This window comes from Pseudooceanicola aestuarii (genome assembly GCF_010614805.1).
GTDB classification, from domain to species: Bacteria; Pseudomonadota; Alphaproteobacteria; order Rhodobacterales; family Rhodobacteraceae; genus Pseudooceanicola; species Pseudooceanicola aestuarii.
In genome coordinates this window covers 86,643-105,624 of sequence record NZ_JAAFZC010000005.1, presented here as the reverse complement: position 1 = coordinate 105,624, position 18,982 = coordinate 86,643, and the positions used below count along the sequence as shown (strand labels likewise).

The window sequence follows — 18,982 nt, the reverse complement described above, 5'->3', positions numbered from 1 at the left end:
ATTCGAAGTGGAATATGAGGCTTCCAGTTACTGGAGGGTCAATGGGAGGGCGCCAAATAAATTTCTTCACTTGACCTTCCAGCGGGGGGAAGCCCCATGTCACCGATAGAAATCAGATCAAGGAGTGGTTCCGATGAAGTTCAGCGTTCTGGACATGAGCTGTGGGCATTGCACCGCAGCAATCGAAAGCGCGGTGAAGAGCGCAGATCCGAATGCAGGCGTAGAATGTGACCTTTCTGCCCGACAGGTGCATGTCGACAGCGTGTTACCAGCCGATCAGGTCCAAGCGATCATTCGGGATGCGGGCTACAACGTGGAACCTGCGGCCGCTTGATGCAGTGCCTGGACCACCCAAGGGTGGTCCGGGCACAGAATTTCAGTCTTCGACTTTGCGGGCTTCCTCGACCAAGTCGGCAAGCTGCGCCTTTTCGACGAAGCCCGGGACCAGCGCATCCCCGATCACGAAAGACGGCGTGCCGTTAAAGCCCAGAGCTTGGGTCAGTTGCATGGAGGTCGCAATGTGCTCTTCGACCTCGGGGGCCTCCATGTCCTTGCGCAACTGCGCGATATCCAGGCCGATCTCCTCGGCCACGCGCAGCACGGAGGCCTCTTCCGCGCGGCCTTCCAGCCCCATCATTGCCCAGTGAAACTCTTCGTATTTGTCCTGCTTGCGCGCTGCCAAGGCCGCTTTCGCGGCAAACACCGATCCGTCTCCGAGAATGGGCCATTCACGATAGACGAGGCGAATGTTGGGATCGTCTTCGATCAAAGCCCGCACCTCGGGTTTGACCCGCCGACAATAGGGACAGTTGTAGTCGAAAAATTCCACAACAGTGACGTCCCCTTCCAGGTTGCCGAGAACCGGCGCATTCGGATCGTTCTCGATCAGATCGCGCTGGTCATTCAGAACTTGGGCCTGACTGAGCTCCTGCGCTTGCGCCTGCCTTTGTTCGAGGATCGCCACGGCCTCCATGACAATCTCCGGTTTCTCGCGGATTGCCTCGAGCACAAGTTCCTTGACCCGGGACTCTGACAGTTCGTCCGCGAGTGCCGGTAGCGGAAGCAAGGCAGCTATCGCGACCGTCGTGAAGGCTTGTCTGAAACGCATTTTAGTTCTCTCCCCGTTGTTCGTCGGCTTCTGTCCGCGCGGCCTGGACTTCGCGGATGCGGTCTGGCCAGGTGGACCGGATGAAGGCCAGGATGTTGTGAATTTGCTGGTCGGTCAGCACGTCTGCGAAACCGGGCATGCCACTGTCGAATTCGACGCCCTGACGCGCCAGAAGCGCCGCACCCCCCAGTTTTGTGTAATCGAAGAGCAGGCTGTCAGGATGATGCCAGGTGTGACCCGTCTCATCATGTGGTGGTGCTGGCAGGCGCCCATCCGCGCCGGGCGTTCGCCATTCCGGCTGGCCTTCCAGACCCGCGCCATGACAAGACGCACAGTTTTCTGCGTAGAGCAACGCGCCTTCTTCGATGTCGTAGCTCTCCGCCCTGGACGCGCTGCCGACATCCGAGGATGCACTGGTCGAGAGCCAATACGTGAAGGCGGCTGCTGCGACAGTGATCGGAAGGGACCAAACGAGATATCTCATGTGACCCGTATCCAGGTTGTCATGCCAGATGCGGCGTGGCTGAGCATGTGGCAATGGAACAGCCACTTGCCGGGATTGTCTGCCGTAAAGGCGATCTCCCGGGACTCGTTGCCGGCCAACAGGATCGTGTCCCGCATCGGCCCGAACGCGCCGTCGGGGCGCAGCTCGCGGAAATGCATCCCGTGCAGGTGCATCGCATGTGGGAAAACGGTCTGGTTCTCGATCTTCAGGCGCACCGGCTCGTTCAGGGATAGATCGGCCAGTGGCGTGTCGGTCATTTCGGCGACATCATTCAGGGCCCAGAATTTGCCCGCTTGGGCAAGCTGACGGAATCCAAGACGTTCCCCGCCAAGCAATGCGGACTGCATTCGCCCCATTGCCCCGCCGGACATGACCAGTCGCAAATCACGCGCATCGGCAAGGTCCGGGGCGTGTGCCGCGGGGTTCGGCGGCAACGGCAGTGGCTTGCCTCTTGGTACTGAACTGCCTGTGCCGTTGACCAGAAAACTCACCAACGGGGTCAGTTGATCATCATCGCCGATGCGAAGCAATTGGGCGGTGCCGCCTTCGCCTTCGGTCACATCCACAATTAAGTCGACGCGCTGTGCCGGGCCGAGGATCAACTCGCCGTCAACCGACTGGGGTTGGCCGGTTGGCATTCCATCCACGGCCACCGTCCAGCCACTGAATCCAGAGAGCCTCAGCGGGAAAATTCGAGCGCTTGCTGCGTTGATGATCCGCAAGCGAATGCGTTCGTTGCGCTTCGCGGGCAAGGTCAGGTCATAGCGCCCATTGGTCGTGATAAAGTTGCCGATGCGTCCACCGTGGCTCATCATCATAGGCTGTTCGAAATTGTCGAACAGCTGCCCGCTCTCAGGGTCGAGCAACCAGTCCTCCAGAACGATGACTTCCTCGCGGTCTATGTCCGGTCCATCGACCTCTTCGACGATCAAGGCACCGCGCAAACCACGCGCGACTTGCTCGTATGAGCGATTATGCGCGTGATACCAATAGGTGCCCGCGTCCGGTACGACGAAGTCGTAGTCAAAGGTTGCACCTGGTGCCACGGCTTTCTGGGTCAGTCCTGAAACGCCATCCATCGCGTTATCGATCCGGATTCCGTGCCAGTGAACCGAACTGGGATCGGGTACCTCGTTGCGGAACCTGCGACGCACCCGATCGCCTTGTGCAACCCGGATTTCCGGGGCCGGAACAAGACCGTCATAGCCCCAGATCTCTGTTTCCGGGTAGGTGTCCGGAAGAAGTTGTCGACGCGCAACCTTGGTAACCACGTCCTCGAACGGGGTTGCGGCATAAGCCGACCGCGGGATGGCGGCCGCACAGGCCGCCAGAGTTGCATTGCGCAAGAAATCCCTACGTGTTTGTTTCATTTCGATCCTCGAGAAAGCGGGGGCGTGTCGCCCCCGCGTGATGTTAGTTCGAAGCGGAGTTCTCCGCCTCGACCGTGTCCTTGTTCAGTAGGAAAAGCGCCATCGCTTCGCGATCGGCAGGTGTCAGAAACCGAGTTCCGTCGCGAACGACTTCCGCCATGCTGCCGCCGAACGCATCGCCCGAAGGGGTGATGCCGGTCTGGAGCGCATAAGCGAGGTTTGAAACCGTCCAGTCATTTTTGGCCAGGTCTTTTGGCCGTATCGCGGGTGCCTTGCTGCCACCGGGAAGCTGGGCGTTGCCTGCAAAGGAAGCACCGATATCGCGGCCTCCCGCAAGATTGCGCGGCGTATGGCAGGCTCCGCAATGTGCCGCACCGCGCACCAATTCCCGTCCGCGATTCCATGAGTCGCTTCGCCCTTCAACCGGTTCGGTATCCGGATCGTAGAAGAACGCCGCTCGCCAGAGCTTCAGCCCCCATCGTTGGTCGAATGGGAAGCTGACATCGTTTTCTGGTGCAGGCTTGTCCACGGGCTGCACGGTTTGAAACGCCGCCCAGAGGTCAGCGATATCCTGGTCAGAAAAATCCGCATAGAACGTATATGGGAAAGACGGATAGTAGGGCGTTCCATCGGGGCCGATACCCTGCCGCACGGCTTTTGCGAACTGTTCTGCCGTCCATTCGCCCATGCCATGTTCGGGGTCTGTCGTCAGGTTGGGCGGATAGAACGTTCCGAACGGGGTTTCGAGCGGCGCCCCTCCGGCAAGTGGCGCGCCGCCCGCTTCGAAATTGGTATGACAGGCAATGCACCCACTGGCGCGCGCCAGATACGCGCCCCGGTCGACATTGCCCGCTGATGCGATCGGCGCCACCGCACTGCCGACAGGCCATGCAATCACCGCGCCGAGGCCGGCCGCGCCCAGCACGGCGACCCCGCTGACCAGTGTCAAAAACCGTCGCATGGTCAGTCTTCTTCCGCCCGGAAGCGTTCATGGCACGCGGAACAGACCTGGGTCGTCATCGCGAATGCCGCGTCGGCGGGCATTTCGGCAATGGCGGCAGCATCCATCATGCCGCCTCCGCCCATCATCGTGCTCCCGCCCATCATGGACCCACCGCCCATCATCGAGGTGCCACCCATGGAGGTATTGCCGCCCATGCCGCCCAATCCATTGTCGGCTGCGCGTTCCAGGCCTTCGGAATATTCTTCCAGCTGACTCGCCAATGCTGCGAAGCGGTCCCAGTCGGTCCACACCTCGTCTTTGGCTTCCGAGGGCATGCCCCCTGTGCCCTCAGGGAACAGGTTCGTCATGCTCTCACCGGCGTGCTGCTGGAACAGGCGCGCGGCATCGCGCACTGTTTCTGCGTCATAGGCCGTTTCGCCCCTCATCATCGGGGCCACGGTCTTGACCGCCTTCCCCATTGCAAGCATGGCGTCCATGCGCTCTTTCACGATGCCGGTGGCACCGCTATGCGCGAATGCCGTGACCGCAGTACCTGCAATCAACACTGCCGCTACGATAGTCGTCTTTTTCATGTCTTCGATCCTTCTTTGGGTCTGCTTTTCGAGCGATGTGAAATCAGACCCACCGTCGTGGCGGTGGAGGATCGCTGGCGGAGCGCAACTCGGTTCGTTGGGTCGCGCCGTCTTGCATGACTGCCGTCAGAAACTGCGGCTCGTAAACCACGTTTGGCTGGAGAAACACCACCGCCGTGACAGAACAATCGAGTCCCGGATGACAGTGGCCAGAGGCCTCGTTCGTCGATGACCCTACATCTTCGTGAGCGTGAAATTCTTGCGCCAAGGACGCTTCACCATGAAAAGCTGGCGCCTCAGGCACTCCGAGAACCACTAGGAAAAGGCCGAAAACGATCGACAGAATCCATCCGTTTGTCTTCGACCAACGCATCAGTCAATCCCGTTGGCCCGCTGTAGTTCGCGGACATAGGCGGCAACCATCTTGACGTCTCCCTGGGTCAATCCCTCGATCCGTGGCATGTTACCGAAATTCCAGTGATGCGCACGCACGCCATTTTGAGCGGCCAAAACAAAGGCCATGTCGGAATGGTGGCTTGGTTCGTAGATCTTGTGCACAAGAGGCGGCGCAACACCGTTTTGACCGGCAGCATTTTCACCGTGACACTCAGAACACTTTGCCTCGAATATGCTCTTTCCAAGCGCCGCCTGTTGCGAGAGATGAGAAGGCAGCTGGACCTGAACGATCGGGCCGCCTTCAGCGATCTCACTTGTGTCGGGTGGCGTCATGGAGTGGCCAACCGCTGTATCTTCCGCTCCAACGAACTGCCAAACGGCAAAACCCCCGCCGATAACAAAAACGGCACCAATCAGCGCAGTCAATTTGTCCATGCCTGTATCTTCCGCCTTGCCCGTTGGGTCAGATGAGTTTGACTTGAGTGCCGACAGGTGCCCGCTCGTAGACTTCCTCGATCTGTGCGTTGAACAGGCCGATGCAGCCGTTTGACGACCGGCGGCCGATCTTGCGCGTATCCTGTGTCCCGTGAATACGGTAGTACTGCCACGACAGGTACAGTGCACGAGTACCCAATGGGTTGTCCGGATCACCCCCCTCGACACGAGCCGGCCATTCCGGATTGCGTTCCCGCATGGAGGGCGTTGGCGCCCAGCTGGGGTTTTTGCGTTTTTCCACCACTTCGGTGTAACCGCGTTTGGTGAGTTCGTCGGTCAGCGGAACGGACGTTGGGTAGATCCGCATTTCGCCATCTGATGTCCAATGCTGGAGCGCCTTCGTCACGGTATCGGAGATGATGATCCCCTTTCCGAGTGCGTCGAAGTGATCTTGCCAGTCATGAACTCGAAAAGAAGAGATGTTGCGGCGAATGGTTTCGGCTCGAACCACGCTTGGTGCAACCAAAGCGACAGCCGCATATCCCAATAGGCTTCGTCGATTAACCTTGTTGTTTCGCAAAATTGTCATGACACACTCCTAGCCTCGGATTTGTTGCATCTCTTTTACGGGAGACCCGGCATCAGGCAACCTGACAAGGCCGCGAGAAGTGTATCCATTTGTATCCTTGACCTTACCCTGCTGGAGGGCCGCAAATGACGCGGGGAACGAGACAATGGGGGTGTCATGGACCACCGGAACCACAGAAAAAAGCCGATCACGGACAGGCTCATGCATTACGGAATGATGGCGTGTTGCGTCGTCATGCTGCTGCCCATTGCGGGATTTTTTCTTGCCGGCGGCACATTGGCGGGCATGTGGGGCAATGCAGCGGCTTTTGCCCCGCTCCTGCTGTGCGTGGGGGCGCATCTCGTGATGCACAAATTCATGGGAAAATCGTGCCATTCCGACAAGGCAAAGGATACTATCGAGGAAACGACCGAGCCCATAACCTCCGCGATTCCAGTCGTGGTCCGCGACAGGCCGTGATGTGCGCGGGAAGGTACGCGTAGGCGCGTTGCTGTTGTCGGGTTTCATGCTTGGGGGATGTGCAGGAAGTCTTGAAGACTGCTCGGATCGCGGCGCTATCGTGTCCACGAAGCAAGCGTCAGACCTTCTGCCGGATGGGTGTCGAACCCTTTCATCTTCTGCGACTGGCGTTGCGCGAATTGTCTGTGCGGACGGTCGTCAGGGTTTTGCCACAGGTGGACTTTGACGCAATTTCCGCCGTCCTGGCGAAATCTGCGGAAAATATGGGAAGGAAGCAGGTATCTTGATCGATTGCCTTTTGATCCTGCGACGGGTTTTGCTTATTCCCTTCGTGCTCTTGGCCCTTGTCTCTGGAAGTGTCTCGGCAGCAACCTCTGCTGAATACCAAAGTGCGCCACTTACCGCGTATCTCATCAGTGTACAGGACGGCGTTCCCGAGAACACACGGACTCTGTCAGCCGGGCTTCATCTTCAACTGAACGAAAACTGGAAGACCTATTGGCGGTCGGCGGGCGAGGTGGGAATACCGCCTTCGGTCGAATGGAGCGGTTCCGAAAACGTCGCAGATGTCGAATTCATGTGGCCCGCCCCGACGCGCTTCACCGCCTTCGGCATCGAAAATTTTGGTTATGCGGGTGACGTCGTCTTTCCGCTGCGCATAACGCTCAAAGATCCCGGCGCACCTGTGACTCTTTCCGCGCAGGTCAAACTGCTGGTGTGCTCCAATGTCTGTGTCCCGGAAGAGTTTGACCTGTCACTTCGCCTCGGACGGGGCAACGTCATCGACAGCACTTCGGCTGGGCTGATCGGTACGTTTTCCGAGCGCGTCCCCGAAGGGGCCAAGACGAGCGGCGTCAGCGAGGCAAATGCCTTCATCGACGAAGACCTCACGGAGTTGATCGTCAGCCTTCGCGTCGATGAACCACTCCAGTCGCCGGATGTGTTTCCCGAACTGGGTATGGGTGTTGCGCTTGGCAAACCCGATATCCGTTTGGGAGAAGAGGATCGTTTGCTTTGGGCGCGCTTGCCGATCCTCTCGTCGAATACGGATGTGACAGTGGCTCCGTCGATTACCGTCACCGACGGCGAGAACCGGGCCTTCACGATCATCGCGGATCGCGTGGCGCAAGGAATAGCACCACCCTTTGAACTGGCCGCCACGACACCGGACATGATGGAACTGATCTGGATTGCCGCGATCGCGCTGCTGGGCGGATTGATCCTGAATGTGATGCCCTGCGTGCTGCCGGTGCTGTCCATCAAGGTGTCGTCTGTGCTCAAACACACCGATCACGACACAACCCGTGTCCGGTTCGGTTTCGTCGCTGCCAGCGCCGGCATCATGACGTTCATGTGGGGTCTGGCGCTCGTCCTCTGGGCGCTCCAGACGGCAGGCCTCAGCGTCGGGTGGGGTTTGCAGTTTCAAAGCCCGCTGTTTCTTGCGGCGATGATCGCTGTCCTGCTCGTCTTTTCGGCAAATCTGTTCGGAGCGTTCGAGTTCGCCCTTCCACACGGCATGCAGACGCGGCTTGCAGGGGCCGGAGGACGCAACGGGTATTCCGCCGACTTTTTCACTGGCATGTTCGGTGCCGTCATGGCGACGCCTTGTTCGGCACCGTTCCTCGGCACCGCGGTGGCCTTTGCTTTGGCCGGGCGTGGCGTGGACATCCTCATCGTCTTTACGAGCCTCGGGCTCGGCCTCGCCCTGCCCTATCTCGTCATCGCCGCGTTCCCGCGTCTGGTCGCATTCATGCCCAAGCCTGGTCGATGGATGCTGATCATCAAAAGCGTCATGGGGGTTTTGTTGCTTGCAACCGCCGTGTGGCTGTTCTGGGTGCTCGACGGTGTCGCCGGGCTTGCGTCTGTCATCGCGGTCGCGGCGTTGTCCGGTCTCGCCGTTCTGATCTTGTCCCTCCCGAATGTGCAGTCCCAATTCAGGTGGTCTATTGCCACAGCCAGCCTTGTCCTGGCTCTTGCCGCAGGTCCTGTCCTGCAGCAATCAGCGCCGGCCCGTTCAGAGTCGCAATCGGCATTGGCTTGGATCGCATTTGATCGTTCGGACATAGCGAAACGCGTGTCCGCAGGAGAGGTCGTCTTTGTCGATGTGACCGCTGACTGGTGCCTGACGTGCAAAGCGAACAAGACACTTGTCATCGACCGTGATCCGGTCCGCAGTGCGCTGGACACGCCGGGCGTCACGCCGATGCAGGCAGATTGGACACGCCCGGACGCGCGCATTTCCCGTTACCTTGAGAGTTTCGGCAGATATGGCATCCCCTTCAATGCCGTCTATGGACCGTCGGCACCAAACGGCATTGTGCTGTCCGAATTGCTGACGACCGAGGACGTGATGAACGCCTTGGCGCAAGCCAGGGGTCGGGATATTTCCGCAAAGGTTGCCGGACAGGAGTGACCTGCCCGGGCGGGACACCGACCAGTAGTCAGCCGCCGAGCCGCTCAAGCGCGGCACGGACCGCCGCACGCCGAGGATCACTGGCAGGCTGCTGTTCCAACAGCGCTTCAGCCTTACGGTAGGCGGCGATGGCGCGATCGGGCTCCTGAAGGACGGTATAGGCGTTTGCCAGCCGCATCCAACCATCCAGATCGTCCGGATCATCCTCAAGACGCTCGGCCAGCCGCGAGACCATCGACCGGATGAACTCCGCGCGGTCCGCGTCATTCATCTCCGACGCCGCCGCAACATCTGCCGCACTCGGGCCGGGTTGTGATGTCGGCCCGCTGGGTAGATCGACGACCGGGAGGTCGGCTGCCGTTGCAATCCGGTTGATCTGCAAAACGTATGTTTCCATCCAGGGCACGAACGTCTTTTCCTGGTTCAGCCGGGAAACGAGCAGATCGTAGGCCTTACGCGTCTCTTCTTTTTGAAGATGGTAGAGAGACTCGAAATAGGTTGCCGCAGGATTGGATGGGTCAAGTTCCAAAGCGCGATCAATGGCCAATTTCGCCCGTGGAATAACAACGCCGTCATTGGCAACCGCGACAGCCTCCGCCAGCATGGAGAATGTCGCGGAGGTGGCATCCTCCCGTTTGGCGACAACTTCGAATGCTTTGACGGCATCAACTGTTCTGCCCATGCGCTGATAGGTCTGGCCCAACAGCATCCACCCTTCGCTGGGGCCGCCGGTCGGATCGGATACAAGCCTTTCGCGAAGTTGTATCGCCAGCGCCGTCACTTCATCAGTCTGTGCGCGCTCCTCTGCACGGGCAGCGAAGGCCATTGAAGGCACCTCCGGCGATCCCATCGTCAGATAGTAGCCCGCGGCAATAACCGGCGCGAGAACCGCCGCGACAACGAGAGTGACTCTGCCACCACTACGGGACGATCCGGCTTTTTCTTCCGAATTGCGGGTCGTCGCGAGGATCCGTTTCTTGATTTCGAGTCTGGCTGCTTGAGCTTCATGTTCAGAAATCAAACCGCGGTCCATGTCTCGTTGGATTTCCCGCATCTGATCGGCGAGGATTGCCGGTACAGCATCTCCTCTGGTGAGAGTGTTCGATTTGGACAGCAGCAGCGGGTAGAGGACTATTCCGATCGCGAGCAGCGTCAGAAGACCAAAAATACCCCAGATCATGGCGCATCCCCCGCTTCGTTTTGTCTGAGAATTTCGGACACGGTGTTCTCATCCTCTGAGCCCAAATCTTCAAATGCCTCTTGCTTTCGCCGACTCATCAGTACCCCACCACCGACGAAAACCCCGACCAGAACGAAAGCGATTGGCGCAAACCAAAGCGCGTAGGTCGCAGGCTCCAGAGGCGGTTTGAGCAGCACGTAATCCCCGTACCGCGCCCGAATATATTCGATCACCTCGGTGTCACTGTCTCCGGCGACCAAGCGCTCGCGTACGAGCAGACGCAAGTCCCGCGCCACACCCGCGTTCGAGCTGTCGATGTCCTGATTTTGACAGACGACACATCGCAGATCCTTGGAAATCTCCCGCGCACGCTGTTCCAATACCGGGGCGGTCAGCATTTCGTCCGGTTCCACCGCATTGGCGGCAATGGGAAGGAGCCCGATGCAAAACGCGAAAATCAACTGTCTCATGAACCTGCTCCATTTGGCAGTGCGCCTGCCTGCTTCAGGGCTTGCGTGAACCGTTCGACGGCGTCCGGACCCACGACCGGCCCGACATAGCGAAACAAAACGGTGCCATCGCTATCGACGATGAAGGTTTCCGGCACGCCCGACAGGCCCCATTCGATCCCGGTCCGGCCCGACAGGTCGGACCCGATCCGCTCGTAGGGATTGCCGAGGTCATTGAGCCACTTCACGGCATCCTCAGGTTTGTCTTTGTAGTTTATTCCGAACAACCGCATGCCTTCTCGTTCGACAAATCTTGTCAACACGGCATGTTCCGCGCGGCAGGGCACGCACCAGGACGCAAAGACATTGACCACGACCGGTCGTTCGTTGCCGACAAGATCGCTTCGGGCCAGGCCGGGTGTCTCCAACCCCGGCACGGGATCGAGGTCGAACGCCGGGGCCGGTTGCGAGATCAGGACGGAAGGGATCTCGTTGGGATCCCGGTCGGGATTGAGCCCCCAGAGAAAAAACCCACCGAATATGACCGCCGCAATAAACGGCAGCCCGGCAATGAGACGTTTCATCTTCTCTCCTACTCGGCAGGAACAGCATCGCTGGCTGGCTGTTTGGCGCGGCGCGGCGCCCCGACCCTCAAACGGCGATCCGACAAGGACAAACAGCCACCGATCACCAGCAGGATCGAGCCGATCCAGATCAGGTTGACGAGCGGTTCATAGAGGATCCGAAGGGTCCATGCTCCGGCGTTGTTCACTTGATCGGAGGCTGGCGTTGCAATCGACGTATAGAGATCACCCGCCAATGTGGAGCGGATGGCCGACTCCGTCGTCTGGCTTTCCGCGACCGGGTAATACCGCCGTTCCGGGAAAAGTGTCGTGACCAATTCGCCATCCCGACGCACCACAAGGGTGCCGCGATCCGCGATGTAGTTCGGCCCTTGAACCTTTGCGGCCCCTTCGAAGGTGATGTCGAACCCCGCGATCGTGACTTCGGTCCCGGGGGCGGCAAAGACGATCTCCTCACTCTTCCATCCGGTCGAGCCGATCATCCCCATCATCAACACAGCGACGCCGGCATGGGCAAGCGTCATACCGTGAGAGGCGCGTGGCAGGTTGCGCACGCGTCTCGCGCTCTCTGCAAGGGAAACCTCGAACAGACGGATGCGTAGCGCCCATTCCCGCAGGGTCGCAAAAAGCAGCCACGCTGCGCCGAGGATGGCAAGATAGGCCATGATCGGCCCGCCATACAGAAGATACCACGCGGCCAAGGCGGCGACGACCGCCAGCACGGCCACGAACCGAATGCGATCGAGCAAACCGGCGAAATCAGCCCGCTTCCACGACAGGAATGGACCAAGACCCATGAACACGACCAGCGCCAGCATCATCGGAATGAAAGCCGCATTGAAGAAAGGTGGACCCACCGAGATCTTGTCCCCCGTGATAGCCTCGAGGATCAGCGGATAAAGCGTCCCGAACAGGACCGTTCCCGTAGCGGCGGCCAGAATGAGGTTGTTCACGAGCAGCCCGGCCTCGCGGCTGATCGGGCGAAACAGACCACCCGGCTCCATTTCGGGCGCCCGCCAGGCGTAGAGCGCCAGCGACCCACCGATGGACACGGCCAGCAGACCCAGAATGTAAAGCCCGCGCTCTGGATCGACGGCGAAGGCATGCACGGATGTAAGCAGGCCTGACCGGACGATGAACGTCCCGAGCAGCGAAAGCGAGAAAGTCAGGATGGCAAGTAGGATGGTCCAGCTTTTGAACGCGTCGCGCTTTTCGGTGACGATGGCGGAATGCAGCAGCGCCGTGCCCAGTAGCCAGGGCATGAAGCTTACATTCTCGACCGGGTCCCAGAACCACCAGCCGCCCCAGCCCAGTTCATAATAGGCCCACCACGATCCAAGAGCGATACCTGCCGTAAGGCTGACCCACGCGGCCAATGTCCACGGGCGGACCCATCTGGCCCAGGCCGGATCGACGCGCCCTTCCAGAAGAGCCGCAACGGCAAAGGAAAACACGATGGAGAAGCCGACATACCCGAAATACAAGAGCGGCGGGTGCATGGCGAGACCCATGTCCTGAAGCAACGGGTTGAGGTCATTGCCGTCGAGCGGCGGCGGAAACACCCGCTCGAAGGGGTTCGACGTCAGCAGCAGGAAGGACAGGAAGCCGACGCTGATCCACGCCTGCACCGACAAGGTGCGCGCCTTGGTCTCGGCGGGGATGTTCGATCCGAACCAGGCGACGCCCGCGCCGAACACCGCGAGTATCAGGATCCAGAGCAGCAGCGAACCCTCATGGCTGCCCCAGGTCCCGGCCACCTTGTAGAGCATTGGCTTGAGCGAATGGGAGTTCTCGACGACGTTCCTGACGGTAAAATCGCTGACGATGAAAGCCTGCATCAGCGCTGCGAAGGCGATGGCCACAAACAGCACTTGTCCTATTGCCGTCGCCTGGGCGGATTTCATCCAGACGGCATTTCTACGCGACGCACCTGCAATCGGTAGAACACTCTGAACAAGCGCAAGCGCCAGTGCGAGGGCCAGTGCGAAGTGACCAATTTCCGGGACCATGGCGTTCTTTCCTATTCAGCGTCGGTGGGCGTCGCGTCGGACGGCTTTGGCGTCCGCGGCGGGGTCTATTCGTCGAGCGTTGCTTTGCGGCGACGGAACTCTTCTTCGTCGATTTCCCCATTTGCAAAGCGGCGCCGGAGCGCTTCCTGCGCGTCCGAGTCCGGGGGACGGGTGCCATTGTCCCGCAGCCTGAACACCAGAAACACCACCAATGCGATCAGCGCACCCCAGAAGGCGAGCATCATGAAGCCGCCCATAAAGCCATAGCCACTGCCCCACATGTGCCCCGTCCAGGAGCCTGGTCCATCAGCCTGCGCCATGCTGGCGGGCAAGCTGGCCAGCAACGGCAGGATCAACGCGTTCAGTTTCATCTGTTTCTCCTTCGATCAGTTCGGTTTCATCCAACGGGATGGTGACAACAGCGCGCAAACCCGCGCTGTTCTGATTGACCAGCTGGATATCGCCGCCATGGGATTGGACGATTGTCCTCGCGATTGAGAGCCCAAGCCCATAACCGCCCGTTTCCAGAGACCTCGATTGCTCGAGGCGATAGAAGGGATCGAAGACCTTTTCCAACTGGTCGACGGGAATGCCGGGCCCATTGTCATCGATGTTGAGTACGAGGTTCGAACCGTGGGTCGCCCAGCTGACTTTTGCGGCACCACCGTAGCGAACGGCGTTCTCAAGCAAGTTCCTCAGTGCCCTTCGGAACGCGTTGGGTCGAAGCCGCACGGCAACATCATCACTCGGGGCAAAGGTGCAGTGTGCCGCCATATCGCTGCACAAGCTGTCCAGAAAATTGCGCAGATCGACCACTTCGGCACCTTCGGATCCGGTAAGGCCGCGTGCAAAGGTGAGCGTCGCTTCGACCATACTCTGCATCTCTTCGACCGATGCGATGAGGCTGTCCCGCGTCTCTTCTTCGTCAACCAGCTCCGCGCGGACACGCATAGCAGTCAACGGCGAGCGCAAATCGTGACCAAGCGCTGCGAGCATCCGTGTCCGATCGCTGACAAACCGGGTCAGCCGTCGTTGCATGCGGTTGAAGGCGACGGTCAGATCCTTGACCTCGGTCGGCCCCGCGACGGTCAATTCACCCACATCCTCGCCCCGGCCAAGATGGTCCGCGGCCTTGGAGAGGTGCCGCAAAGGACGCGTCAGGCGCGTCATGACAAACCAGAAGATCGCCACCAGAAGCAGTCCGGCGGAAATTCCAAAGGTCAGCATCGAATAGAAAGGCCATTGGATTGGCGGACGCTCGAACCGCGTTCCGACATTCAGCCAACGCGCTCCCTTGATGGCGATCGACAGGTTCATCTCAACCGCCGTCAACTCTCCGCGCATCATCGCGAGATGCATTTCCGTCATCTCGTCCGAGAGATTGGGAAGGGGCCGCAACGCGCCCTCGACCTCGTGCAGTTCAACGCGAATATCCCGGCTGTAGCTATCGCCCAGAAGCGCGCGTATGCGTCCTTCCACGATGCCGCCATCCGAATGACCGGTGTGTTCCACGCTCGGAACGTCCGACAGATCAAACCGGATCAATGGCGAATTCGCCGCGCGGAGGATCGAGTCCTGCAACTCCGGCGGGGCCTCCTCGATCAACCGCGCGACATTTGCTGCGCGACCGGCGGCCTCGAACCCCAATGCGGCACGAATCGCAAGGGTGCGCTCGTCAGCGAACAGGAACAGGCTGATCGCCTGGGCCACGACAAGTGCCGCGACCACAAGCAGGATCAACTGGCCGCTCAGAGACCTCATCGCACGGCGCATCACGGCGCATCCTCGACATCGGCAGCCAGACAGTATCCGCCGTTCCGCACCGTTTTGATGACACTGGGCCTAAGTACATCCGGCTCGATTTTGCGGCGGAGGCGGCTGATCTGATTGTCGATGGTGCGATCCATCGGGCCTGCCGTCCGACCAGCGGTCAGGTCAAGCAACTGGTCACGGCTGAGCACCATCCTCGCACGTTCCAGCAGGACCGCCAGCAATTTGAACTCGGAGGTCGTCAATGGCGTCTCGGTGGTGGACTCGTCAATCAGCACCTGCCGGTCGGTATCCAGTATCCAGTGCGCAAAAGAGACTTTCCTCCCCGCGAGCCTTCCGGCCACGGGTTCGTCACGGTTGCTTCGCCGAAGAACCGACTTGATGCGGGCGAGCAGTTCTCGTGGATTGAACGGCTTGGCGAGATAATCGTCCGCACCGATTTCCAGCCCCACGATCCGATCCGTTTCCTCACCAAGCGCCGTCAGCATGATGATCGGAAGATCACCCTCTGGCGCAAGTCTGCGGCAAACCGACAAACCGTCCTCGCCCGGCATCATGACATCGAGCACGAGGAGGTCGAAGTGACCGGTGGCCAGCTTGGCATCCATCTCCACGGCATCCCTGGCGACGGTCGTGCGCATTCCGTTCTTCTCCAGGAAGCGCGCGACGCTTTCGCGTATCTGAGCGTGGTCGTCCACGATAAGGATATGAGGTTGCGGTCCCATGGCGTCCTTCCTAGATCATCGTTGCATTCTGTTTCATGGGCAGAATTGTAGCCGTTTGTATCAGGTCAGTCCCTTGCTACAGATGGATACAAATCTGTGCCTGCACCGTGTCGTGCTCCCGGGTAGCGTCGCGCGTATGTTATGTGACCTTTGGGATCGCAACCGATCAAAGGATGAGGTTTTCGAATATGGCTCTTGATTTGAACCGGCGCCGTTTCGTTCTGGGTGCTCATATGACGGTGCTGACCGTCACGGCGTCACCGCTTTTGGCGCAGAGCCGATCTGTCTGGTCGGCAGAGAATGCCTTTGACGCGCTTCTATCGGATACGGCGCGGATCATCGATGTCAGAACGCACGAAGAGTGGCAAGAAACCGGCGTAGGTGCTGGTGTATGGCCGATAAGCATGCACGCGTCCGGTTTTCCGGACCGCTTGTTCAGGGCGAAGGAACTGAGCGGTGATCGCACTGTTGGACTGATCTGCGCCACTGGCGGACGCTCCGCATCGCTGCTTCGAGCGTTAAGACAAGCTGGTTACTCGGGCTACGCCGATATCTCGGAAGGGATGTTGGGATCAGGCGAAGGGCCTGGCTGGATCGCATTGAACTTGCCGACCGTTCCGGTGGATGTCGCCCTGAACGGGTTGCCCCCCGCGTTGACCTGACCTGTGAAGAATCAATCGGTTCCGTTGTGCTAAAAGCCTGATGTATGGTCAAATTGACCTGTTTGAACAGGTAGACGGGTTTGGGTGTATGACCGAGTTGATGGCCATGTTTGTCGGAATATGCGCGGCGATCCTGATGGGAATTGTCCATCATTATGCGTTGTCGGGCATTCTGAAGTTTTCCCCGCAGCGGTCGGATGGCTCCGGCTTTCGGATCATCCTGACGTTTTCCACGTTGCTGTTGCTGCATGTCTTGGAACTTGTGACGCTCGCCGTGTTCAACACGATGGTGGTGGCAAGCGTTCTGCCGCAATCGTTCAGCAACAGCCCGCCGATGTTTCAGGATGTTCTCTATGTTACGGGCATCTCGTTCTCGACCCTTGGCTATTCGTCCATAGAGGTGGTCGGGCCCTTTCGACTATTGCTGATGCTGCAATCGCTTTTGGGCTTCATGTTGCTGACCTGGTCAGCGACGTTTCTTTACTCAGCCTGCCAGCAAGTCTGGCAGAAGGCGAAAGATGACTGAAAATCGCCACGCGCGTCGGACATGAGCCGGGCGTCAGCGTCAAATACGTCCTGATATCGGTCCTTTGACCTCACCGTGGAAAGGTTGAGTGAGCGCTGCGTTGCGCGCGTGGATGAATAGCCCTTGACCTTCCAGTTGCTGGAATCCCTAGGTACAAAGCCATGGCACAGAGTTTCGAAAAGACAGGCGATCACGTATCGCACCATCGACACGGGGATATCTTGAAATCTCCCGTATGGGTTGGTGTGTTGTTTGTCTTGCTCACAATGCCGGCTCACCTGTTTTTGGATGAAAAGAGCTCGATAGCTCTTGCTTCGATCACGCTTGCTTTGATTGGCGGTGCCTATATCGGCTTTGGCGCCGCGGACGGCAGAGCGCGCGTGTTCTGGGCAGAGCTCGCCGTCGCCCTTTTGTTCGGCTCGGCAGCCTTTTTGGGGCTGATATGGCATTGGGCTTTCCTTCCCTTGGGCTTGGCCCTGCACGCCCTTTGGGACATGTCACACCACAATTCTTATCGTCTCGCCCGGATTCCGAACTGGTATATTCCATTCTGCGTGGCCTTTGACCTTTTGGCAGCGACGTTCTTCGTTCTGCTCTATGCCGTGTTTTGATCCATGATGATGCGCATCCTTCTTATTGCGGTGTTCCTGATGGGAGTCGTCGCATTGGCCTTCTCGGACGTCCTTGGCGTTGACATTCGCCTGCCTGATCGCGCGGAAATTGACCGCTGGATCGAGGCGGCAGGTCTTGCCGGACCAATTGTCATCGTGGCGCTCATGACAATCGCTATTGTCGCAAGCCCCCTGCCCTCGGCGCCAATCGCACTCGCCGCCGGAGCGGCTTATGGACACACGTACGGGACGCTCTTCGTCGTTCTAGGTGCGGAACTCGGTGCGCTTGCCGCCTTTGGTCTGGCCCGCGGCTTGGGTCGTCCCTTCGTTGAGCGTCATCTCGGTCAGAAGATTAACGCAGGCCTGTTCGGGTCCCAGAACACTCTGACCTTCCTGGTCTTCGGCAGTCGCCTGCTGCCGTTTCTGTCCTTCGATATGATCAGTTACGCCGCAGGTCTGAGCAAGCTGCATCTTTGGAGGTTCGCGCTGGCCACGATGGCCGGGATTATTCCAGCGAGTTTCTTGCTCGCTCACATGGGCAGCCAGGCGATGAACGGCGATGCCCGCACTGCCACATGGACCGCACTTGCGCTGGGTGGCTTTACCGGCCTGTCGGTTCTCTTCGCCGCGACGCGAAAGACCGGTACGAAACGGAAGGAGAGCTGATATGGCCAGTCATTCCCACGCCGGGCATATGCCGAGTTCCGGCAAGGCCCTTGTGATTTCGGCCTGGCTCACCGGCGTCTACTTCGTGATTGAACTGGCCGTCGGGCTCTGGACTGGCTCGATTGCCGTCCTGTCGGATGCGTTTCACACCCTGTCGGCGGTTGGCGGCGTTCTGGTGGCCATCATCGCGCAGCGCATTGCGCGCCGCCCGGCGGATTCGGCGCGGAGTTTCGGCTGGTACCGCGCCGAGATCATCGGGGCACTGGTGAATGGCGGCTTTCTTCTCGGTATGGCGCTTCTGGTGATCTGGATGGGCGCGATGCGGCTCGGGAATCCGATTCACCTGGCCACGGGTCCCATGCTCTGGGTCGCCTTCGGAGGCCTGGTCACCGAAGTGATCTCGCTGGGGCTGATGTGGCAATCGAGCAAGGACGATCTGAATGCCCGTGGTGCGCTCTGGCACATCATCCAGACCTTTGTCGGCAGCCTCCTGATCATCGTCACCGCTCTAGTGATCGAGTTCACCGGCTTTCTGGCGATTGACCCGATCCTCGGCATGGCGTTCGGGGTGGTTCTCCTCTGGGCCTCCGTCGGCGTCATCAAGGAAGCGGTCCACATCCTCATGGAAGGCACGCCAGAGGGAACGGATCTCGAGGCTGTGACGGCGGACCTGCGCGGCCAGGACGGGGTTCTGGACGTTCACCATGTGCATGCCTGGACGCTGACCAGCGGCAAACACGCGTTTTCCGCCCATATCCGCCATCAGTCACCCGCCGAGGCCGCGGATTTGCTGAACAGGGCCTATCGGCGGCTGACGGAACAGCATGGGTTTCACATGGTCACGCTGCAGCTCGAAACAGAGTGTCTCGACGAGCGCCACGCGCGGGATCTTGATATAGTCCAGATAGCGGCTGCAAAGGCTGCGCAAGAAAAGACTGATGTGCGAGATGCGCATCCGCACCCAAGCCCTAACACAGAAGGGCCGTAGA

At 59.5% G+C, this 18,982-nt stretch carries 22 protein-coding genes; 8 read left to right on the top strand and 14 right to left on the bottom strand.

Features of this window, described 5'->3' with window-relative positions; genetic code table 11:
- Positions 1-133 precede the first annotated feature (133 nt).
- Positions 134-334, top strand: coding sequence for a heavy-metal-associated domain-containing protein (locus G5A46_RS18835; protein WP_163852054.1), 201 nt, complete (start codon positions 134-136; stop codon positions 332-334).
- A gap of 42 nt (positions 335-376) precedes the next feature.
- On the opposite strand, the gene G5A46_RS18830 is transcribed toward G5A46_RS18835, so the two are convergent.
- The 7 genes from G5A46_RS18830 to G5A46_RS18800 form a co-directional block, all read right to left on the bottom strand.
- Positions 377-1,108 (bottom strand): DsbA family protein, encoded by a 732-nt coding sequence (locus G5A46_RS18830; protein ID WP_163852052.1) that lies wholly within the window; start codon positions 1,106-1,108, stop codon positions 377-379.
- A gap of 1 nt (position 1,109) precedes the next feature.
- A complete protein-coding gene (locus G5A46_RS18825) occupies positions 1,110-1,592 on the bottom strand; it encodes a c-type cytochrome (protein WP_007803408.1) in 483 nt (160 codons plus the stop codon).
- Positions 1,589-2,983 (bottom strand): multicopper oxidase family protein, encoded by a 1,395-nt coding sequence (locus tag G5A46_RS18820; RefSeq protein WP_163852050.1) that lies wholly within the window; start codon positions 2,981-2,983, stop codon positions 1,589-1,591. Before G5A46_RS18820 ends, G5A46_RS18825 begins: the two co-directional genes overlap by 4 nt.
- 43 nt (positions 2,984-3,026) lie before the next feature.
- A complete protein-coding gene (locus tag G5A46_RS18815) occupies positions 3,027-3,944 on the bottom strand; it encodes a c-type cytochrome (RefSeq protein WP_054540598.1) in 918 nt (305 codons plus the stop codon).
- Positions 3,945-3,946: 2 nt separating this feature from the next.
- Positions 3,947-4,519 carry a c-type cytochrome gene (locus G5A46_RS18810; protein ID WP_054540597.1) on the bottom strand — a complete coding sequence of 191 codons (573 nt, stop codon included), beginning with the start codon at positions 4,517-4,519 and terminating at the stop codon, positions 3,947-3,949.
- A gap of 372 nt (positions 4,520-4,891) precedes the next feature.
- A complete protein-coding gene (locus G5A46_RS18805; protein ID WP_163852047.1) occupies positions 4,892-5,350 on the bottom strand; it encodes a c-type cytochrome in 459 nt (152 codons plus the stop codon).
- A 28-nt stretch (positions 5,351-5,378) separates the two neighbouring features.
- A complete protein-coding gene (locus G5A46_RS18800; protein WP_054540595.1) occupies positions 5,379-5,939 on the bottom strand; it encodes a L,D-transpeptidase in 561 nt (186 codons plus the stop codon).
- A gap of 201 nt (positions 5,940-6,140) precedes the next feature.
- Here G5A46_RS18800 and G5A46_RS18795 point away from each other — a divergent pair, with 201 nt between their 5' ends.
- Positions 6,141-6,398, top strand: a complete 258-nt coding sequence (locus G5A46_RS18795) for a DUF2933 domain-containing protein (RefSeq protein ID WP_239521101.1) — start codon at positions 6,141-6,143, stop codon at positions 6,396-6,398.
- A gap of 283 nt (positions 6,399-6,681) precedes the next feature.
- Positions 6,682-8,811 (top strand): protein-disulfide reductase DsbD family protein, encoded by a 2,130-nt coding sequence (locus G5A46_RS18790; protein ID WP_163852045.1) that lies wholly within the window; start codon positions 6,682-6,684, stop codon positions 8,809-8,811.
- A gap of 28 nt (positions 8,812-8,839) precedes the next feature.
- On the opposite strand, the gene ccmI is transcribed toward G5A46_RS18790, so the two are convergent.
- The 7 genes from ccmI to G5A46_RS18755 all read right to left on the bottom strand — a co-directional run bounded on the left by ccmI (position 8,840) and on the right by G5A46_RS18755 (position 15,528).
- The gene (ccmI, locus tag G5A46_RS18785; RefSeq protein WP_163852043.1) at positions 8,840-9,991 is read right to left on the bottom strand and encodes a c-type cytochrome biogenesis protein CcmI; all 1,152 of its coding nucleotides are present in this window, start codon (positions 9,989-9,991) and stop codon (positions 8,840-8,842) included.
- The gene (locus tag G5A46_RS18780; RefSeq protein ID WP_163852042.1) at positions 9,988-10,461 is read right to left on the bottom strand and encodes a cytochrome c-type biogenesis protein; all 474 of its coding nucleotides are present in this window, start codon (positions 10,459-10,461) and stop codon (positions 9,988-9,990) included. The genes ccmI and G5A46_RS18780 overlap by 4 nt, the downstream gene beginning before the upstream one ends.
- Positions 10,458-11,024, bottom strand: coding sequence for a DsbE family thiol:disulfide interchange protein (locus G5A46_RS18775; RefSeq protein WP_038008380.1), 567 nt, complete (start codon positions 11,022-11,024; stop codon positions 10,458-10,460). The genes G5A46_RS18780 and G5A46_RS18775 overlap by 4 nt, the downstream gene beginning before the upstream one ends.
- 8 nt (positions 11,025-11,032) lie before the next feature.
- Complete coding sequence (locus tag G5A46_RS18770) at positions 11,033-13,033, bottom strand: heme lyase CcmF/NrfE family subunit (RefSeq protein WP_163852040.1); 2,001 nt, start codon at positions 13,031-13,033, stop codon at positions 11,033-11,035.
- Between the two features lie 65 nt (positions 13,034-13,098).
- Entirely contained in the window at positions 13,099-13,404 is a 306-nt protein-coding gene (locus G5A46_RS19820) for an SHOCT domain-containing protein (RefSeq protein ID WP_222481198.1), read from the bottom strand.
- On the bottom strand, positions 13,340-14,806 hold the full coding sequence (locus G5A46_RS18760) for an ATP-binding protein (protein WP_163852038.1): 1,467 nt from the start codon (positions 14,804-14,806) through the stop codon (positions 13,340-13,342). The genes G5A46_RS19820 and G5A46_RS18760 overlap by 65 nt, the downstream gene beginning before the upstream one ends.
- Positions 14,806-15,528: a response regulator gene (locus G5A46_RS18755; protein WP_163852036.1), complete on the bottom strand. Its 723-nt coding sequence runs from the start codon at positions 15,526-15,528 to the stop codon at positions 14,806-14,808. Before G5A46_RS18755 ends, G5A46_RS18760 begins: the two co-directional genes overlap by 1 nt.
- A gap of 188 nt (positions 15,529-15,716) precedes the next feature.
- Here G5A46_RS18755 and G5A46_RS18750 point away from each other — a divergent pair, with 188 nt between their 5' ends.
- The 5 genes from G5A46_RS18750 to G5A46_RS18730 all read left to right on the top strand — a co-directional run bounded on the left by G5A46_RS18750 (position 15,717) and on the right by G5A46_RS18730 (position 18,981).
- On the top strand, positions 15,717-16,190 hold the full coding sequence (locus tag G5A46_RS18750) for a rhodanese-like domain-containing protein (RefSeq protein WP_054540586.1): 474 nt from the start codon (positions 15,717-15,719) through the stop codon (positions 16,188-16,190).
- Between the two features lie 88 nt (positions 16,191-16,278).
- Positions 16,279-16,716 (top strand): ion channel, encoded by a 438-nt coding sequence (locus tag G5A46_RS18745; protein WP_239521099.1) that lies wholly within the window; start codon positions 16,279-16,281, stop codon positions 16,714-16,716.
- Positions 16,717-16,877: 161 nt separating this feature from the next.
- On the top strand, positions 16,878-17,327 hold the full coding sequence (locus G5A46_RS18740) for a DUF6010 family protein (protein ID WP_163852033.1): 450 nt from the start codon (positions 16,878-16,880) through the stop codon (positions 17,325-17,327).
- 3 nt (positions 17,328-17,330) lie between these two features.
- The gene (locus G5A46_RS18735) at positions 17,331-17,993 is read left to right on the top strand and encodes a TVP38/TMEM64 family protein (RefSeq protein WP_163852031.1); all 663 of its coding nucleotides are present in this window, start codon (positions 17,331-17,333) and stop codon (positions 17,991-17,993) included.
- 1 nt (position 17,994) lies between these two features.
- The gene (locus G5A46_RS18730) at positions 17,995-18,981 is read left to right on the top strand and encodes a cation diffusion facilitator family transporter (protein WP_163852029.1); all 987 of its coding nucleotides are present in this window, start codon (positions 17,995-17,997) and stop codon (positions 18,979-18,981) included.
- The last annotated feature ends 1 nt before the right edge of the window (position 18,982 follow it).